This window comes from Pseudomonas sp. GM_Psu_1, from assembly GCF_026544185.1.
Taxonomy (GTDB): Bacteria; Pseudomonadota; Gammaproteobacteria; order Pseudomonadales; family Pseudomonadaceae; genus Chryseomonas; species Chryseomonas oryzihabitans.
Genome location: NZ_JALNUX010000003.1, coordinates 406,968 through 421,593, shown reverse-complemented (window position 1 = coordinate 421,593; position 14,626 = coordinate 406,968). Strand labels below are relative to the sequence as shown.

At 67.3% G+C, this 14,626-nt stretch carries 13 protein-coding genes; 7 read left to right on the top strand and 6 right to left on the bottom strand.

The annotated features are described in order from the left end of the window. The first annotated feature begins 230 nt into the window (after positions 1–230). On the top strand, positions 231–1,196 hold the full coding sequence (locus OXS31_RS07085; RefSeq protein ID WP_267398482.1) for an alpha/beta hydrolase: 966 nt from the start codon (positions 231–233) through the stop codon (positions 1,194–1,196). A 15-nt stretch (positions 1,197–1,211) separates the two neighbouring features. Here OXS31_RS07085 and OXS31_RS07080 read toward each other — a convergent pair whose 3' ends face one another. From OXS31_RS07080 to OXS31_RS07070, 3 genes are all read right to left on the bottom strand, one after another. Next, positions 1,212–2,378 (bottom strand): D-alanyl-D-alanine carboxypeptidase family protein, encoded by a 1,167-nt coding sequence (locus tag OXS31_RS07080; RefSeq protein ID WP_267398583.1) that lies wholly within the window; start codon positions 2,376–2,378, stop codon positions 1,212–1,214. Positions 2,379–2,491: 113 nt separating this feature from the next. Further along, a complete protein-coding gene (locus OXS31_RS07075; RefSeq protein ID WP_144953598.1) occupies positions 2,492–3,865 on the bottom strand; it encodes a HAMP domain-containing sensor histidine kinase in 1,374 nt (457 codons plus the stop codon). Then, positions 3,843–4,520: a response regulator transcription factor gene (locus OXS31_RS07070; RefSeq protein WP_267398479.1), complete on the bottom strand. Its 678-nt coding sequence runs from the start codon at positions 4,518–4,520 to the stop codon at positions 3,843–3,845. The genes OXS31_RS07075 and OXS31_RS07070 overlap by 23 nt, the downstream gene beginning before the upstream one ends. Before the next feature lie 151 nt (positions 4,521–4,671). Here OXS31_RS07070 and OXS31_RS07065 point away from each other — a divergent pair, with 151 nt between their 5' ends. Continuing rightward, positions 4,672–5,460, top strand: coding sequence for a substrate-binding domain-containing protein (locus OXS31_RS07065; protein ID WP_027599585.1), 789 nt, complete (start codon positions 4,672–4,674; stop codon positions 5,458–5,460). 157 nt (positions 5,461–5,617) lie between these two features. Here the strand turns inward: OXS31_RS07065 and OXS31_RS07060 are convergent, their stop codons facing one another. From OXS31_RS07060 to OXS31_RS07050, 3 genes are all read right to left on the bottom strand, one after another. Beyond that, on the bottom strand, positions 5,618–6,931 hold the full coding sequence (locus OXS31_RS07060; protein WP_007158580.1) for a citrate:proton symporter: 1,314 nt from the start codon (positions 6,929–6,931) through the stop codon (positions 5,618–5,620). 114 nt (positions 6,932–7,045) lie between these two features. Further along, positions 7,046–8,359, bottom strand: a complete 1,314-nt coding sequence (dctA, locus tag OXS31_RS07055; protein WP_267398474.1) for a C4-dicarboxylate transporter DctA — start codon at positions 8,357–8,359, stop codon at positions 7,046–7,048. Between the two features lie 56 nt (positions 8,360–8,415). Then, the gene (locus OXS31_RS07050; protein WP_267398471.1) at positions 8,416–9,495 is read right to left on the bottom strand and encodes a 4-oxalomesaconate tautomerase; all 1,080 of its coding nucleotides are present in this window, start codon (positions 9,493–9,495) and stop codon (positions 8,416–8,418) included. A gap of 146 nt (positions 9,496–9,641) precedes the next feature. Here OXS31_RS07050 and OXS31_RS07045 point away from each other — a divergent pair, with 146 nt between their 5' ends. From OXS31_RS07045 to OXS31_RS07025, 5 genes are all read left to right on the top strand, one after another. After that, positions 9,642–10,541 (top strand): LysR family transcriptional regulator, encoded by a 900-nt coding sequence (locus OXS31_RS07045; protein WP_007158583.1) that lies wholly within the window; start codon positions 9,642–9,644, stop codon positions 10,539–10,541. Between the two features lie 120 nt (positions 10,542–10,661). Then, positions 10,662–11,603 (top strand): ubiquinol oxidase subunit II, encoded by a 942-nt coding sequence (locus OXS31_RS07040; RefSeq protein WP_267398463.1) that lies wholly within the window; start codon positions 10,662–10,664, stop codon positions 11,601–11,603. Next, entirely contained in the window at positions 11,596–13,659 is a 2,064-nt protein-coding gene (locus tag OXS31_RS07035) for a cbb3-type cytochrome c oxidase subunit I (RefSeq protein WP_267398461.1), read from the top strand. Before OXS31_RS07040 ends, OXS31_RS07035 begins: the two co-directional genes overlap by 8 nt. Next, positions 13,656–14,285 carry a cytochrome (ubi)quinol oxidase subunit III gene (locus tag OXS31_RS07030; protein ID WP_027602117.1) on the top strand — a complete coding sequence of 210 codons (630 nt, stop codon included), beginning with the start codon at positions 13,656–13,658 and terminating at the stop codon, positions 14,283–14,285. The genes OXS31_RS07035 and OXS31_RS07030 overlap by 4 nt, the downstream gene beginning before the upstream one ends. Next, the gene (locus OXS31_RS07025) at positions 14,282–14,590 is read left to right on the top strand and encodes a cytochrome C oxidase subunit IV family protein (protein WP_058791348.1); all 309 of its coding nucleotides are present in this window, start codon (positions 14,282–14,284) and stop codon (positions 14,588–14,590) included. The genes OXS31_RS07030 and OXS31_RS07025 overlap by 4 nt, the downstream gene beginning before the upstream one ends. The last annotated feature ends 36 nt before the right edge of the window (positions 14,591–14,626 follow it).

Sequence of the window (14,626 nt, the reverse complement as noted above, 5' to 3'; positions counted from 1 at the left end):
CGGGGCCTGGCTTGGGTCCGAGTCTACCGTACCGCGGCGGCGCGCCTATCGTTCAGATGCAGGATAGGCCGCCCTCAGCCACGGGCGCGACCGCGCAACGGCCGCGGGCTAGCCGAGGTCCAACAGCCGCCGCCATCGTTCATCTGATCGATAGACCCGCCCCAAGCCTGCGGCGAGGCTGGCGGCGACCCGGCGTCCATCCTGGCGCCTGGGACCACAGGAGAAGCCCCATGCCCGACGTCTTCGCGCGCCTCACTCCCGAGGTGGCCGGCCTGCTGGCGCAGCTGGCCGCCCACCCGCAGCCGCCGCTGGACAGCCTCACCCCGGCGCAGGCGCGCGCCGCCTATGTGCAGCTAAATCGCGCCCTTGGCCTGCCGCCGGCGCCGGTGACGCGGGTGGACGAACTCAGCGCCCCCGGTCCGCTCGGCCCCATCCCGCTGCGCCTCTACCGCCCCTATGCGGAAGACGATCGACCGCGCCCGCTGGTGGTCTATCTGCACGGCGGCGGCTGGGTGATCGGCGATCTGGACAGCCATGACTCACTCTGCCGCCAGATCGCCCTGGGCACCGGCTTCGCGGTGCTGGCGGTGTACTATGCCCTCGCCCCCGAGCATCCGGCACCGGCGAGCCCCGACGATGTGCTGGCCGCCCTGCACTGGCTGGCCCAGGCCGGCAGCGCCTTGAATCTCGATCTCGACCGCGTCGCTGTGGCCGGCGACAGCGCCGGCGGCGGCCTGGCGGCCATGGCCGCGCTGCACCTGCGCGAAGGACCGCTCAGGCTCAAGGCCCAGGTGCTGATCTACCCCGGCGTCGACAACACGCCCGAGGCCTGGAACCACCCCTCGCGCATCGAGAACGCCCAGGTCCCGCCGCTGACCCGGCCGATGATGGATTACTTCTCGGGGATGTATCTCCAGGATGTGGACACCCGCGACCCGCGCGTCTCGCCGCTCTATGCCCCCTCCCACGCCGACCTGCCGCCGGCGCTGATCTTTGGCGCCGAATGCGACGCCCTGCGCGATGACGCGCGCCTCTACGCCCAGGCGCTGATCGGCGCCGGCAACGCCGTGGAGTACCACGAGTTGCCGGGCATGATCCATGGCTTCATCGAGATGCTCGGGGTGCTGCCAGGCGTGCGCTGGACCCTGGAAAGGATGAATGCCTTTCTGCGCGAGCACCTGCAGCAGGCGGCCTGAGGCCGCCCGCGCGGGTCAGACCCGGCCGAACCAGTTCAGCACCAGCCGGTAGAGGTGCTCCGGCCAACGCGACCACCAACCGCCCTGCGCCGCCGCCTCCAGGGCCACCAGCGGGCGGGTCTGCAGGACGCGGTCGCCCTCCACCAGCTCCAGGCGGCCGACCACCGCGCCCTGGGCGATGGGCGCCACCAGCGGCTCGTTCAGTACCAGGCGGCGCTCGGGCGGTTGCTGGCCCTTGGGACGGGTCAGCACCACGTCCTCGGTCACGCCCACCGGCAGGGTCGCCTGCTCGCCCTCCCAGATCGCCGGGGTGCCCAGGGCGACGCCGGCCTTGTCGAGGCTCAGGTTGTCGAAGAAGCGATAGCCGTAGGTCAGCAGCTTCTGGGTGTCCGCCGCGCGGTTGTTGATCGAGTTGGAACCGAACACCGCGGTGATCAGCCGGCGTCCGTCGCGCAGCGCCGAGGTGACCATGCAGTAGCCAGCCGCCTCGGTATGCCCGGTCTTGAGGCCGTCCACGGTGTGGTCGCGCCACAGCAGCAGGTTGCGATTGGGTTGGCGGATGCCGTTCCAGGTAAAGTACTTCCTGGCATAGAGCTCATAGTAGGCCGACTCGTCCTGGATGATGGCGCGGGCCAGCAGCGCCATGTCGTAGGGCGAGGAAAAGTGCTCGGGGTCGGGCAGCCCGGTGGGATTCATGAAGTGACTGTCGTGCAGGCCCAGGCGCTGCGCGGTGGCGTTCATCAGGCTGGCGAAGCTCTCGTTGCTGCCGGCGATGTGCTCGGCCAGGGCCACGCTGGCGTCGTTACCCGAGTCGATGACGATACCCTGCAGGAGATCGTGGACCGACACCTGGCTGCGCGGATCGAGAAACATCCGCGAGCCTTCGGTGCGCCAGGCGTGCTCGCTGACGGTGACCGGGTCGTTGGCCTTGAGCTGGCCGGCCTGGATGTCGCGGGTCGCCACATAGACGGTCATCAGCTTGGTCAGGCTGGCCGGCGGCAGGTGCTCGTGGGCATTCTCTTCGGCGATCACCTGGCCGGTGGTGGCATCCATCAGCACCCAGGCCTTGGCCGAGAGCTGGGGCGGCGAAGGAATCAGCACCGTGGTGGCGGGCGCAGCGGCGGGCGCGGCCTCGACCTGGCCGAGCCAGGCGAGACCCAGGGCGGCGAGGCCCAGTAGCAAGGGGTGTTTCACGAGCGGCAGATCCGGTGTGGCAGGAGGGGCCCGCCATCCTGGGAGAGCCCTGCCCCGGTCTCAAATGAAGCAAAATGAAGAAAAATTTAGGAAGGCGCGTCTCAGCCGGCGCTGGTGATGATGACCCGCGCGCCCACCGGTTCGGCCGCCTCGATGCTCAGGCTGAAACCATGCAACCGCACGATGGCCGCTACCAGCGACAGGCCCAGGCCATAGCCCGGTTGCTGGCGACTGGCATCGCCGCGATAGAGCCGGCGCAGCACGCTCTCGCGCTCGGCCTCGGGAATGCCAGGGCCGTCGTCGATCACCTCGATGCGCACCGCCAGGCCGACGCCACGCGCCACCAGCCGCACCCTGCCCCCCTCGGGAGCGAACTTGAGGGCGTTGTCGAGCAGATTGACCAGCGCCTCGAACAGCAACTCGGCGTCGCCCTGCACCTCTGGTAACCCCTCGCCCAATTCCAGGCTCAGGGTCTGGGCCTTTTCCTGGGCCAGGGGTTCGTAGAAGTCATGGGCCTGGCGCAGCAGCGCGGCCAGGTCCAGGGGCGCGAAGGCCATGCGCCGCCGGGTGTCCTCCAGCTCGGAGATGCGCAGCAGGCCCTGGAAGCGCGACATGATGGCCTCGGTCTCGGCCAGCGCCTCGCCGAGGCTGTCGGCCTGGGGTTCGGCCAGCGGCAGTTGCTGCAGCTGGTGCAGGCGCGCCCGCAGCCGCGTCAGCGGGGTGCGCAGGTCATGGGCGATGCCGTCGCAGACGCCCTTCACCTCGTGCATCGAGCGCTCCAGCTGCGCCAGGGTGGTATTGACCGCATCGGCCAGCATGTCCAGCTCGTCGTGGCGCGGCGACAGTGGCAGGCGTTCCTCCAGGTGACCGGCGACGATCCGTTCCAGGCTGCGTTGCAGTCGCTCGACGCGCCGCAGCGGTCGTCGCCGCAACAGGTGCCAGCCGACCAGGCCGGGGATCAGGGTCAGCGACAGGCCCCAGAACAGCGCCTGGCCGATGATGCCGCCCACCGCCGAAATGGAGCCGCCGTCGCGGGCCAGCACCAGGATGCGGCCGTCGGCGCGGCGCTGCAGAAAGGCATGGCTGCTGCGGGTCTCGTCCAGGGCGTCGGTGGTCCTGAGGCCGCGCTGCAGGTAGTGCACCCGGCCGTCGTCCGGCAGGTTGCGCAGGAGCTTGACCAGGTTGCCGGCCACATAGCGCCCATCGGCCTCGAACAGGCCGTAGGCGTCGATACCGGGCATGGAATAGACCTCGCTGGCCTGCAGCTCGCCCAGCAGGTCGGCATCGGCCACCTTGCCGTAGTAGTGCGCCCGCTGCAGCAAGGTGCGCTCCGCCACGGCGCCCAAGTAACCGGAGATCTGCCAGTAGAGCACCCCGGTGAAGACCGCGCCCCAGGCCACGAAGAGCAGCGCATAGAGCGCCAGCAGGCGGCTGCTGCCCGAGCGCCAGCGCCTAGTCCGGGACGACGAGGACATAGCCGGCTCCGCGAACGGTATGCACCAGCGGCCGCCCGGCCCGCTCGATCTTGCGTCTGAGCCGCCCCATGTGCACGTCGATGATGTTGGTGCCCGGATCGAAGTGATAGCCCCAGACCTGCTCGAAGAGCATGGTGCGGGTCACCAGTTGCCCGGCGTTGCGCATCAGGTAGGTGAGGATCTTGAATTCGGTGGGCAGCAGGGCGATGGCCTCGCCGGCCCGGGTCAGGGTGTTCTCGATCAGGTCCAGGGTCAGCTCGCCGACCCGCAACTGGTGACTGGCGGACTGCGCGCCCGGCCGTCTGAGCAGCGCCTCCAGGCGGGCCATCATCTCCACCAGGGAAAAGGGCTTGGTCAGGTAGTCGTCACCGCCGCATCTCAGGCCGCGCACGCGCTCGTCGACATCGGACAGGGCGCTGAGCATCAGCACCGGGGTGGCGATGCCGAGGCCACGCAGGGTGCTGACGATGGTCAGGCCATCGAAGTCCGGCAGCATGCGGTCGAGGGTGATGATGTCGTGGCCGCCGGCGATGGCCGCGGCCAGGCCCTCGCGGCCGGTGCTTTCCCAACGTACCTGATAGTCTTGCGCCCGCAATTCGCTGGCGATGGCGTGGGCGGTCACCTGGTCGTCTTCGATGACCAAAGCCTGGGTCATGATGGCCTCTGGATCTGGCGCCCGGTCTGGCGGACCGGACACCCTAGGGAAAACGACCAGGTCGGTAAATTAAATTTTTCTTCATTCGGACTAACGCGCTTCCGCCTCGCCCGCGGTCTATCGTCGGTCTTTTCACCCTGGAGTCTTCACCATGTTTCGACGTCTGCCCACCCTCGCCCTTGGCGCCCTGCTGCTGGCCTCCACGCCACTGCTGGCCGCACAACCCGTCACCACCCTCACGGTGCTGAGCTCGGGCGGCATCATGGGCGCCATCCGCGAAGTCGCCCCGGCCTATGAAAAGGCCACTGGCGTGAAACTGGACATCGCCGCCGCGCCGTCCATGGGCGACACGCCCCAGGCCATCCCCCAGCGCCTGGCCCGCAACGAGCCGGCCGACGTGGTGCTGATGGTGGGTTCGGCGCTGGACAAGCTGGTCGCCAACGGCCAGGCGCTCAAGGACAGCCGGGTCGACCTGGGGCAATCCTTCATCGCCATGGCGGTGCGCAAGGGCGCGCCCAAGCCGGACATCTCCACCATGGAGGCCTTCAAGCAGAGCCTGGAAAGCGCCCAGTCGGTGGCCTATTCCGACAGCGCCAGCGGTGTCTACCTGGCCCACATCCTGTTCCCGCGCATGCAGCTGAGCGATGCCTTCAAGGCCAAGGCGCGCATGATCCCCGCCGAGCCGGTGGGCGAAGTCGTCGCCCGCGGCGAGGCGCAGCTGGGCTTCCAGCAACTGAGCGAGTTGAAGCCGGTGCAGGGCATCGACATCGTCGGCCTGATCCCTGACCAGGCGCAGAAGATGACCCTCTACTCCGGCGCCGTGGTCAGCAAGAGCACGCACCCGGATGCTGCGCGCGCCCTGCTGCAGTACCTGGCCTCGAAAGACGCCGCCAAGGCCATCGAGGACAGCGGTCTCAAGCCCATTCCGGCGCAGCAGTAATAAGGCCGCTCCCACAGCGGATGATGCTTTTGTAGGAGCAACTGTCTTGATCGCATATCGCGGCCATGGGCCGCTCCTACAGGCACGGATGCCACCGTAGGAGCGGCCGCTACGGCGCACCGGCATGGCCGCGATAAAGACAGTTGCTCCACCGGCTTCAGACGAAGAAGGAGATGGCGCCGGTGAGCAGGGCGATGGCGGTGATGACCAGGGAGGTCAGCACCGCCCATTTGACGGTGGCCTTCTGGAAGTCGCCGATGTCGCGGTCGACCATACCCACCAGCAGCAGCGTCGAGGCCACCAGCGGACTCATCAGGTGCACCGGCTGGCCCAGCACCGAGGCGCGGGCGATCTCCACCGGATCGATGCCGTAGGCCGCGGCGGCGTTGGCCAGGATGGGCACCACGCCGAAGTAGTAGGCATCGTTGGACAGCACGAAGGTCAGCGGCATGCTGGTGATGGCCACCACCAGCGGGAACCAGTGGCCCCAGGCCGGCGGAATCCAGTCGACCAGGGTCTGGGCCAGGGCGTCGACCATCTTGGTGCCGGAAAAGATGCCGGCGAAGATGCCCGCGGCGAACACCAGCAGCACCACGGTCATGGCATTGCCGGAGTGGGCCAGGATGCGCTCCTTCTGCAGCTCCAGTTGCGGATAGTTGATCATCAGCGCCAGCACGAAGCCGATCATGAACAGGATGGCGGCGTGCATCACGCCCATGACCAGGGCGGTCATCACCGCGATCACCAGCACCAGGTTGACGTAGGCCAGGCGCGGCCGCTTGGTCGGCGAATCACCGAGGATCTCCTCGATGTAGCACTTGCCGCCGGCCGCCCCGCCGCTCTCCAGGGCGACGTTGCCGATGCGCGCGCGCTCGCGGCGACCCAGCAGGTAGGCGGTGAAGACCACCCAGGCCGCTCCGCCGATCACCGTGGGCAGCATGGGAATGAAGTAGGCGGTGGCGTCCAGCCCCAGCGCGGCGATGGCGCGGGTGGCCGGGCCGCCCCAGGGACTCATGCCGCTCATGATGCTCAGCGAGAGCATGGAGACGGTCGCCAGCACCATGGGATTCATGCCGATGCGCTTGTACAGCGGCAGCATGGCCGCGCAGGTGATCATGTAGGTGGTGGTGCCGTCTCCGTCCAGGGCCACCAGCAGCGAGAGCAGCGCGGTGCCGATGGCGATCTTGACCGGGTCGCCGTTGACGCGCTTGAGGATCTTGCGGATCAGCGGATCGAACAGCCCGGCGTCGATCATCAGGCCGAAGAAGAGGATGGCGAACAGCAGCAGCGCCGCCGAGGGCGCCACCATCTTCAGGCCGTCGAGCATCATCTTGCCGGTGGTGGGGGCGAAGCCGCCGATGAGGGCGAAGACGATGGGCACCACGGTGAGCGCCACGATGGGCGACAGACGTTTGCTCATGATCAGGTAGGTGAAGGTCACCACCATGATCAGACCGAGAAGCGCGAGCATAGGCATATCCCTTGTTCTTGTTGTGGGTCTGGCCGGCCGCGGGCCAGCCGATCCCCGCCTCCGGCCAGCTGACGGCGCGGAGGTGGGATTGCAGCGGTAGCGGGGTTGGAACGATCAGGCGTGGGGACGAACGTCCGGTGCCGTCCACTCGGCGGCCTCGGGCACCGCCACGGGTTCGGCCTTGCCACTGGCCAGGGTGCGCATCAGCTTGTCGCGATCGCAGGCGCCCTCGCCCAGCGCGATCACCACGGTGGCCACGGCGTTGCTGGCCAGGCTGGTGAGAGCGCGGGCCTCGGACATGAAGCGGTCGATGCCGATGAGCAGCGCCAGCCCGGCCAGGGGGATGTCGTGGATCACGGTGAGGGTCGAGGCCAGGGCGACGAAGCCGCTGCCGGTCACCCCTGCCGCGCCCTTGGAGGACAGCAGCATGATCGCCAGCATGGTCAGGGTCTGGCCGACGGTGAGGTCGATGTTGCAGGCCTGGGCGATGAAGACCGCGGCCAGCGACAGGTAGATGGCGGTGCCGTCCAGGTTGAAGGAGTAGCCGGTGGGCAGCACCAGACCGACCACGCCCTTCTTGCAGCCCAGGCCCTCGAGCTTCTGCAGCATGCGCGGCAGCACCGGCTCGGTGGACGAGGTGCCCAGCACCACCAGGAATTCCTCGCGGAAGTAGCGCAACAGCTTCCACAGGCTGAAGCCGCGCGAGCGGCACAGCGCGCCCAGCACCACGAAGACGAAGAAGGCACAGGCGATGTAGAGGGTGGCGATCAGCTTGGCCAGGGAGCCCAGCGAGGTGATGCCGTACTGGCCAACGGTAAAGGCCAGGGCGCCGAAGGCACCCACCGGGGCGAAGCGCATCAGGTAGCCGAAGATGCGGAAGACCATCTGCGACGCCGACTCCAGCACGTCCAGCACCGGCCGGCCGCGCTCGCCCATGGCGGACAGGGCGAAGCCGCAGAGCACGGCGATGAACAGCACCGGCAGCACCTCACCCTTGTTGAACGCCCCCATGAAGGTGTCCGGGATGATGTGCATGAAGAAGTCCACCACGCTGAGCTTGGCCGCCGACGCCGTGTACTGGGCGATGCTGGCGGTGCTCAGGGTCGCGGGATCGATGTTCATGCCAACGCCGGGCTGGAACAGATAGACCGCGCCGAGGCCGATGAACAGGCTGATGACGGTGAGCACCAGGAACAGCAGCAGCGTCTTGCCCATCAACCGGCCCAGGGTGCTCTTGTCGGTCATGCCGGCGATGCCGGTGACGATGGTGCAGAACACCACCGGGGCGATCATCATCTTGATCAGTTTGATGAAGGCGTCACCCAGGGGCTTGAGCGCGACGGCCTGTTGCGCCCAGAAGTGACCGACCAGCACCCCGAGGACCACGGCGCAGAGGATCTGGAAGTACAGCGATTTGGCAAGTTTCATGGGGCATCACCGTTTATTGAAGTTGTGCGGATGCGCTGGTGGTTGGGGGTGTCGCGTTAGCCGGCGAGCCTCCGCGCGGTAGGCGCATAGACATGACCGGAAAACAGACGGCGCGCGGTCCGGACGACCGAGGCCTGGATGGTAGTGCCGTCCGCGCCGCCGCGCGACAGCACCACGTCGATCCCGCCGCTGGGATGCTCCAGGCGGACGTGGGTCAGGTCACGCGCCGACTCGCCGAGCAGCGCCATCACCACGGTCTCCGGGGTGACGCAGGCGGTGGCCAGGCCGATGGAGCCGGTGATGGCCAGCGCCCGGTGGCAGCTGTGCGGCATGAAATAGCGCACCTGCAGGGTGCCGCCCTGCTGGGGCGCGGAAATCAGCACCGGCTTGGGGATCACCTTGCCGCTGACATCGCCCAGGCCCATGGCCCGACCCGCCTGCAGCCGCAGGGCTTCCAGCCGGGCCAGCAGCGCCGCGTTGGCGTCCAGTTCGGTCGGCCGCTCGCTGCCGGTCACGCCCAGGTGGCGGGCCTCGACGATCATCATCGGCATGGCCATGTCGATGCAGGTCACCGGCACGCCGTCGAAGACATCCGTGGCCTGGCCGGTGGGAAACAGCTGGCCGGTCTTGCTGCCCACGGCGTCGAGAAAGGTCAGCTGCACCGGCGCGGCGGTGCCGGGCACGCCGTCGATGGCGGTGTCGCCTTCATAGCGCACCAGGCCGCCGGGCGTATGCACCAGGGAATCGACGAAACTGTTGGTGTTGAGGTTGCGGATGCGGACCAGGGTCTTGCCGTCTCTCGCGGCAACCAGCCCCTGCTCCACCGCGAAGGGCCCCACGGCGCAGAGCATGTTGCCGCAGTTGGGTGCGGTATCGACGCGCCGCTCGGCGACCATCACCTGGACGAAGAGGTAATCCACGTCGGCATCGGGATGACTGGACGGGCTGATGATGGCGACCTTGCTGGTCTGCGGACTGCCGCCGCCGATGCCGTCGATTTCCAGCTCGTGGCCGGCACCCATGAGGTCGATCAGCATCTCGTCGCGCGCGGCGGGATCGCTGGGCAGGTCGCTGGCGTGGAAGAAGGGGCCCTTGGAGGTGCCGCCTCGCATGAGAACGCAGGGAATACGTTGCATGACTGCTGACTCTTGTTGATCAATAGCGGTTATTGATGTTCTGGGAACAAGATTGGCAGCCGGATATAAATCTATCCAATGCAAATATCAGCGCTATTATTCCACTTGGATAATCAATAAAGCCGGCTTTCCGAAACGGGGCGTTCATGGACTACGAGCTGCAAGACATTCGATCTTTCGTGAAAATCGCCGAACTGGGCAGCTTCCACGAGGCCGCCGATGCCCTGCACCTGTCGCAGCCGGCGCTGAGCCGGCGCATCAAGAAGCTGGAAGACGGCCTGGGTACGCCCCTGCTCGAACGCACCACTCGTCGCGTCGGCCTCACCAGCGTCGGCCGCGATTTCCTGCCCAAGGCGCGGCGGCTGCTGGACGACTTCGAGGACTCCATCCTCAGCATTCGCGAACTGGCCGAGCGCCAGACCGGCCAGGTCACCCTGGCCTGCATCCCCACCGCGGCCTTCTACTTCCTGCCCTCGGTGATCCGCCAGTACAACGAGCAATACCCCAAGATCCGCATCCGCCTGCTGGACCTCAGCGCCAACGACGGCCTGGAAGCCGTGCTGCGCGGCGAAGCCGACTTCGGCATCAACATGCTCAGCGGTCAGCACCCGGACATCGAATTCGTGCCCCTGGTGCAGGAGCAATTCGTGCTGGCCTGCCGGCGCGACCACGAACTGGCCGGGCGCCCGTCGATCAGCTGGGCCGAGCTGGTCGAGCACCGGCTGATCGGTGTGGGGCGCCTAAGCGGCAACCGGGTGCTGCTCGATCATGCCCTCTCCGCCCGCGGCATTCGCCCCAAGTGGTTCTATGAGGTGCAGCACCTGTCCACCTCCCTGGGCATGGTGGAAGCCGGCCTCGGCGTCTCGGCCATGCCCAGTCTGGCCATGCCGGATGCCGACCACCCGACCCTGGTCAGCGTGCCCCTCAGCGATCCGGAGGTGACCCGGACGCTGGGCCTGGTCTCGCGTCGCGGCGCCTCGCTGTCGCCCGCCGCGGAAAAATTCGTCGCCATCCTGCTCGGCCAGTGGAAGACCGAACAGCCCTAGCTCGCGGCCTGTACGCCAGCGCGTCCTGAGGCGGGGCGGCCAAGCGCCAGTATCCAGTGAACGGCTCGCCTGCTCGGGCGGTCTGTTGGCTGCAACAACTGGTTACGGTCGAGTCCGCTCATGTCCCTTGCGCGAAAGTCGCGTCCTTCTTCTCCCTGCCCGGGGAGCACCTCGAGGCGCCGCCTGGCGGTCGGGTCCCTGGCTGGCCTGCTGCTGGCCGCTTCGCTCACTGGCTGTTCGCCGCTACAGCACGGCTTTCTCGCCCCGGCCGGTCTCGCCGCCAGTGGCGAACGCGACCTGCTGCTGTGGATCGTCGGCCTGGCGCTGGTGGTGGTCCTGCCGGTGATCCTGCTCACCCCGCTGATCGTCTGGCGCTATCGCCACGGCAACACGCGCGCCGCCTACCGGCCGCGCTGGGAGTTCTCCTGGCTGCTGGACATCTTCGCCTGGGGCGTGCCGGCGCTGATCGTCGCGGTCCTGGCGGTGCTGGTCTGGACCCGCACCCACAGCCTCGATCCCTATCGCTCGCCGACGCCCAGCCTGGCGCCGCTGGAGGTCCAGGTGATCGGCCTGGACTGGAAGTGGCTGTTTCTCTATCCCGAACAGGGCATCGCCACGGTCAATGAACTGGTCCTGCCAGCCGGACGCCCGGTGCAGCTCAGACTCACCAGCGATACGGTGATGCAATCCCTGCTGTTGCCGCGCCTCGGTGGCCAGATCTACGCCATGGCCGGCATGCAGACCCAGCGCTACCTGCAGATTCCCGCGCCCGGCCAGTTCGAGGGCCGCAACGCCCAGTACAGCGGCGAAGGCTTCCAGGACCAGCATTTCCCGATCCGGGTGCTGGATGCGCAGGACTTCGCCAGCTGGACCCAGGGCGTCAGCCAGACCCGCGAGGCGCTGGATTGCGCCCATTACCAGGTGCTGTCCCGCCCCGGCACCCTGGAGCAGGCCGCCGCGTTGCGCCTGACCCAACCCGCCCTCTTCGCCTGGGTGCTGGCGCGCTATCGCCAGGATCCGGTACCCGCCTGCGCCACCTTCCAGGGAGCCACCCATGACTGATTCCTCGGCCCTCTGGCACCTGCTGTTCGGTCGCCTGGGCTACGATGCCCTGCCCTTCTACAGCCTGGTCGCCACCTGCGGCGCCAGCGTGGTGATCCTTGGCGCCCTGGCCACCGCCGGGGTGATCACCTGGCTCGGCAAGTGGCGCTATCTCTGGCAGGAGTGGTTCACCAGCCTGGACCACAAGCGCATCGGTATCATGTATGTGGTGCTGGCCCTGGTGATGTTCAGCCGCGGCGTGGTGGAAGGCGTGATGATGCGCACTCAGCAGGCTCTGGCCATCGATGCCCCGGGCTATCTGCCACCGGAGCACTTCGGCCAGCTGTTCAGCACCCACGGCACCATCATGGTGTTCTTTGTCGCCATGCCCTTCCTTACCGGGCTGATCAACTTCGTCATGCCGCTGCAGATCGGTGCCCGCGACGTGCGCTTTCCGCTGCTCAACGCCATCAGCCTCTGGCTGACCGTGGCCGGTGCGGCCCTGGTGATGGTCTCGCTGGTGCTGGGTCGCTTCTCGACCGGTGGCTGGAGCGGCTATCCGCCCTATACCGGCGCCGAATACCAGCCCGGCGTCGGCCCCGACTACTGGATCTGGGCGCTGACCCTCAGCTCCATTGGCAGCACCCTGACCGGCCTCAACTTCGCCGTCACCCTCTACAAGGAGCGGACGCCGGGCATGCGCCTGTTCCATATGACGCTGTTCAGCTGGACGGCGCTGTGCACCAGCATCCTGATGATCTTCGCCATGCCGCCGCTGACCGTGGCCACCCTGCTGCTGGCCCTGGACCGCTACCTGGACTTCCATTTCTTCACCAACACCCAGGGCGGCAACCTGATGAACTACATCAACTTGTTCTGGCTGTTCGGCCATCCGGAGGTGTACATCCTGATCCTGCCGGCCTTCGGGGTGTTCTCCGAGGTCTTCGCCACCTTCTCCACCAAGCGGCTCTATGGCTATCACTCCCTGGTCTGGGCCACCCTGGTGATCGCGGTGCTGTCCTTTACCGTCTGGCTGCACCACTTCTTCACCATGGGCCAGAGCCCGAGGATCAATGCTGCCTTCGGCATCGCCACCATGCTCATCGGCATTCCCACCGGGGTGAAGATCTACGACTGGATGGCGACCATGTTCCGCGGGCGCATCCGCCTGACCACGCCGCTGATCTATGCAGTGATGTTCATCATGCTGTTCGTCATCGGCGGCCTTACCGGCATCACCCTGGCCACACCGCCGGTGGACTATCAGGTGCACAACACCGTCTACCTGGTCGCCCACTTCCACAACATGCTGATCCCCGGGATGCTGTTCGGCATGCTGGCCGGCTATCACTTCTGGTTTCCCAAGGCCTTCGGCTTTCGCCTAGACGAGCGCTGGGGCCGCATCGCCGCCCTGAATTTCGGCCTGGGCTTCCTGCTCGCCTTCATGCCGCTGTACGTGCTGGGCGTCTCCGGCCTGCCGCGGCGCAGCCAGGCGATCCACAATCCCGACTTCGCCCCGCTGCTGTGGGTCGCCGAGCTGGGCGCGGTGATCCTGCTCGCTGCCCTGGCCAGCCTGGTGATCCAGCTGGTGGTGAGCATCCGCCGGCGCGACAGTGCCCGGGTGCCGGTGGGCGACCCCTGGAATGGCCGCACCCTGGAATGGGCCGTGACCGCGCCGCCGCCGGAATACAACTTCGCCGTGCCGCTGCCGATCAACGACCGCGACCCCTTCACCTGGCTCAAGGAGCACGACCTGGCCTATGACCGGCCGCGCACCTATGCCGACATCGAACTGCCAAAGAACAGCGCGGTGCCGGCCATCGTCGGGGGCGCAGGCTTTGCCTGCGCCTTCGGGCTGGTCTGGCACATCGGCTGGCTGGCCGTGTTCGGCCTGGGGGTGGCCTGGGGCGCGGTGATCGCCCGCAGCTTCCAGCGCGATACCGAGCGGCTGATTTCCGCTGCAGACATCCGGCGCGAGCACGAGGCCTGGCTGGATTTGGTCGCTGCGACGCGGGCGGTCAATCGGGACGAGGAAACAGGGCCGGGTAACCGTGGCCTGGCGGAGATGGGCCCATGAGTCCGCGCGACATGAACCACGCCGGCCTCAATGTCGGCGCCACCGATCACGCCACCCACGCCGAGGCCGAGTATTCGCTGTTCGGGTTCTGGATCTTCCTGATGAGCGACGCCCTGGTGTTCGCGCTGCTGTTCGCCATCTACGCGACGCTGCAGCACGCCACCGCCGGGGGCCCGGTCGCCCGGGACGTCTTCGAGATCGGCAGTGTCACCCTGCAGACCCTGGTGCTGCTGGCCAGCAGCTTCACCTATGGCCTGGCGTCCCTGGCCATGAAGTACCACGAGGGTCGCCTGCGGCCCCTGGTGACCTGGCTGCTGGTGACCCTGGCGCTGGGCCTGGTCTTTCTGGGTCTGGAGGTGCACGACTTCCTCGGCATGGCGGACAAAGGCGCCCTGCCCCAGCGCAGCGCCTTTCTCTCGGCCTTCTTCGCCCTGGTGGGCATGCACGGGGTGCACGTCGCCAGTGGCTGTCTGTGGCTGGTGGTGATGCTGGTGCAACTCAGGGTGTTCGGCCTGGATACGCCGGTGAAGACCCGGCTGATGCGGCTGGGCCTGTTCTGGCATTTTCTCGATATCGTCTGGGTAGCCATCCTCTCGGTGGTCTACCTGCAGGGGCTGCTGCCATGAAGAGAGATAACTATCGTCGGGAGCTGACGAGCTACGTGATCGGCCTGCTGCTGGCGGTGACGCTGAGTCTGATCCCCATCGGCCTGGTGCTCTTCCCGAGCTGGCCGCGCGGCACCACCCTGGGGGTCATCTTCGGCCTGGGTCTGCTGCAGATCCTGGTGCACCTGCGCTGCTTCCTGCATATCAGCCTGGGCCGCTCGCACCGGCACGACCTCTATCTGCTGCTATTCACCAGCCTGATCCTGGTGCTGATGGTGGTGGGCAGCCTGGTGGTGCTCGGCGATCTGCAGCATCGCATGCATTGATCGGCTTGCCGCCCGACTGCGCGGCAAGCCGATCTT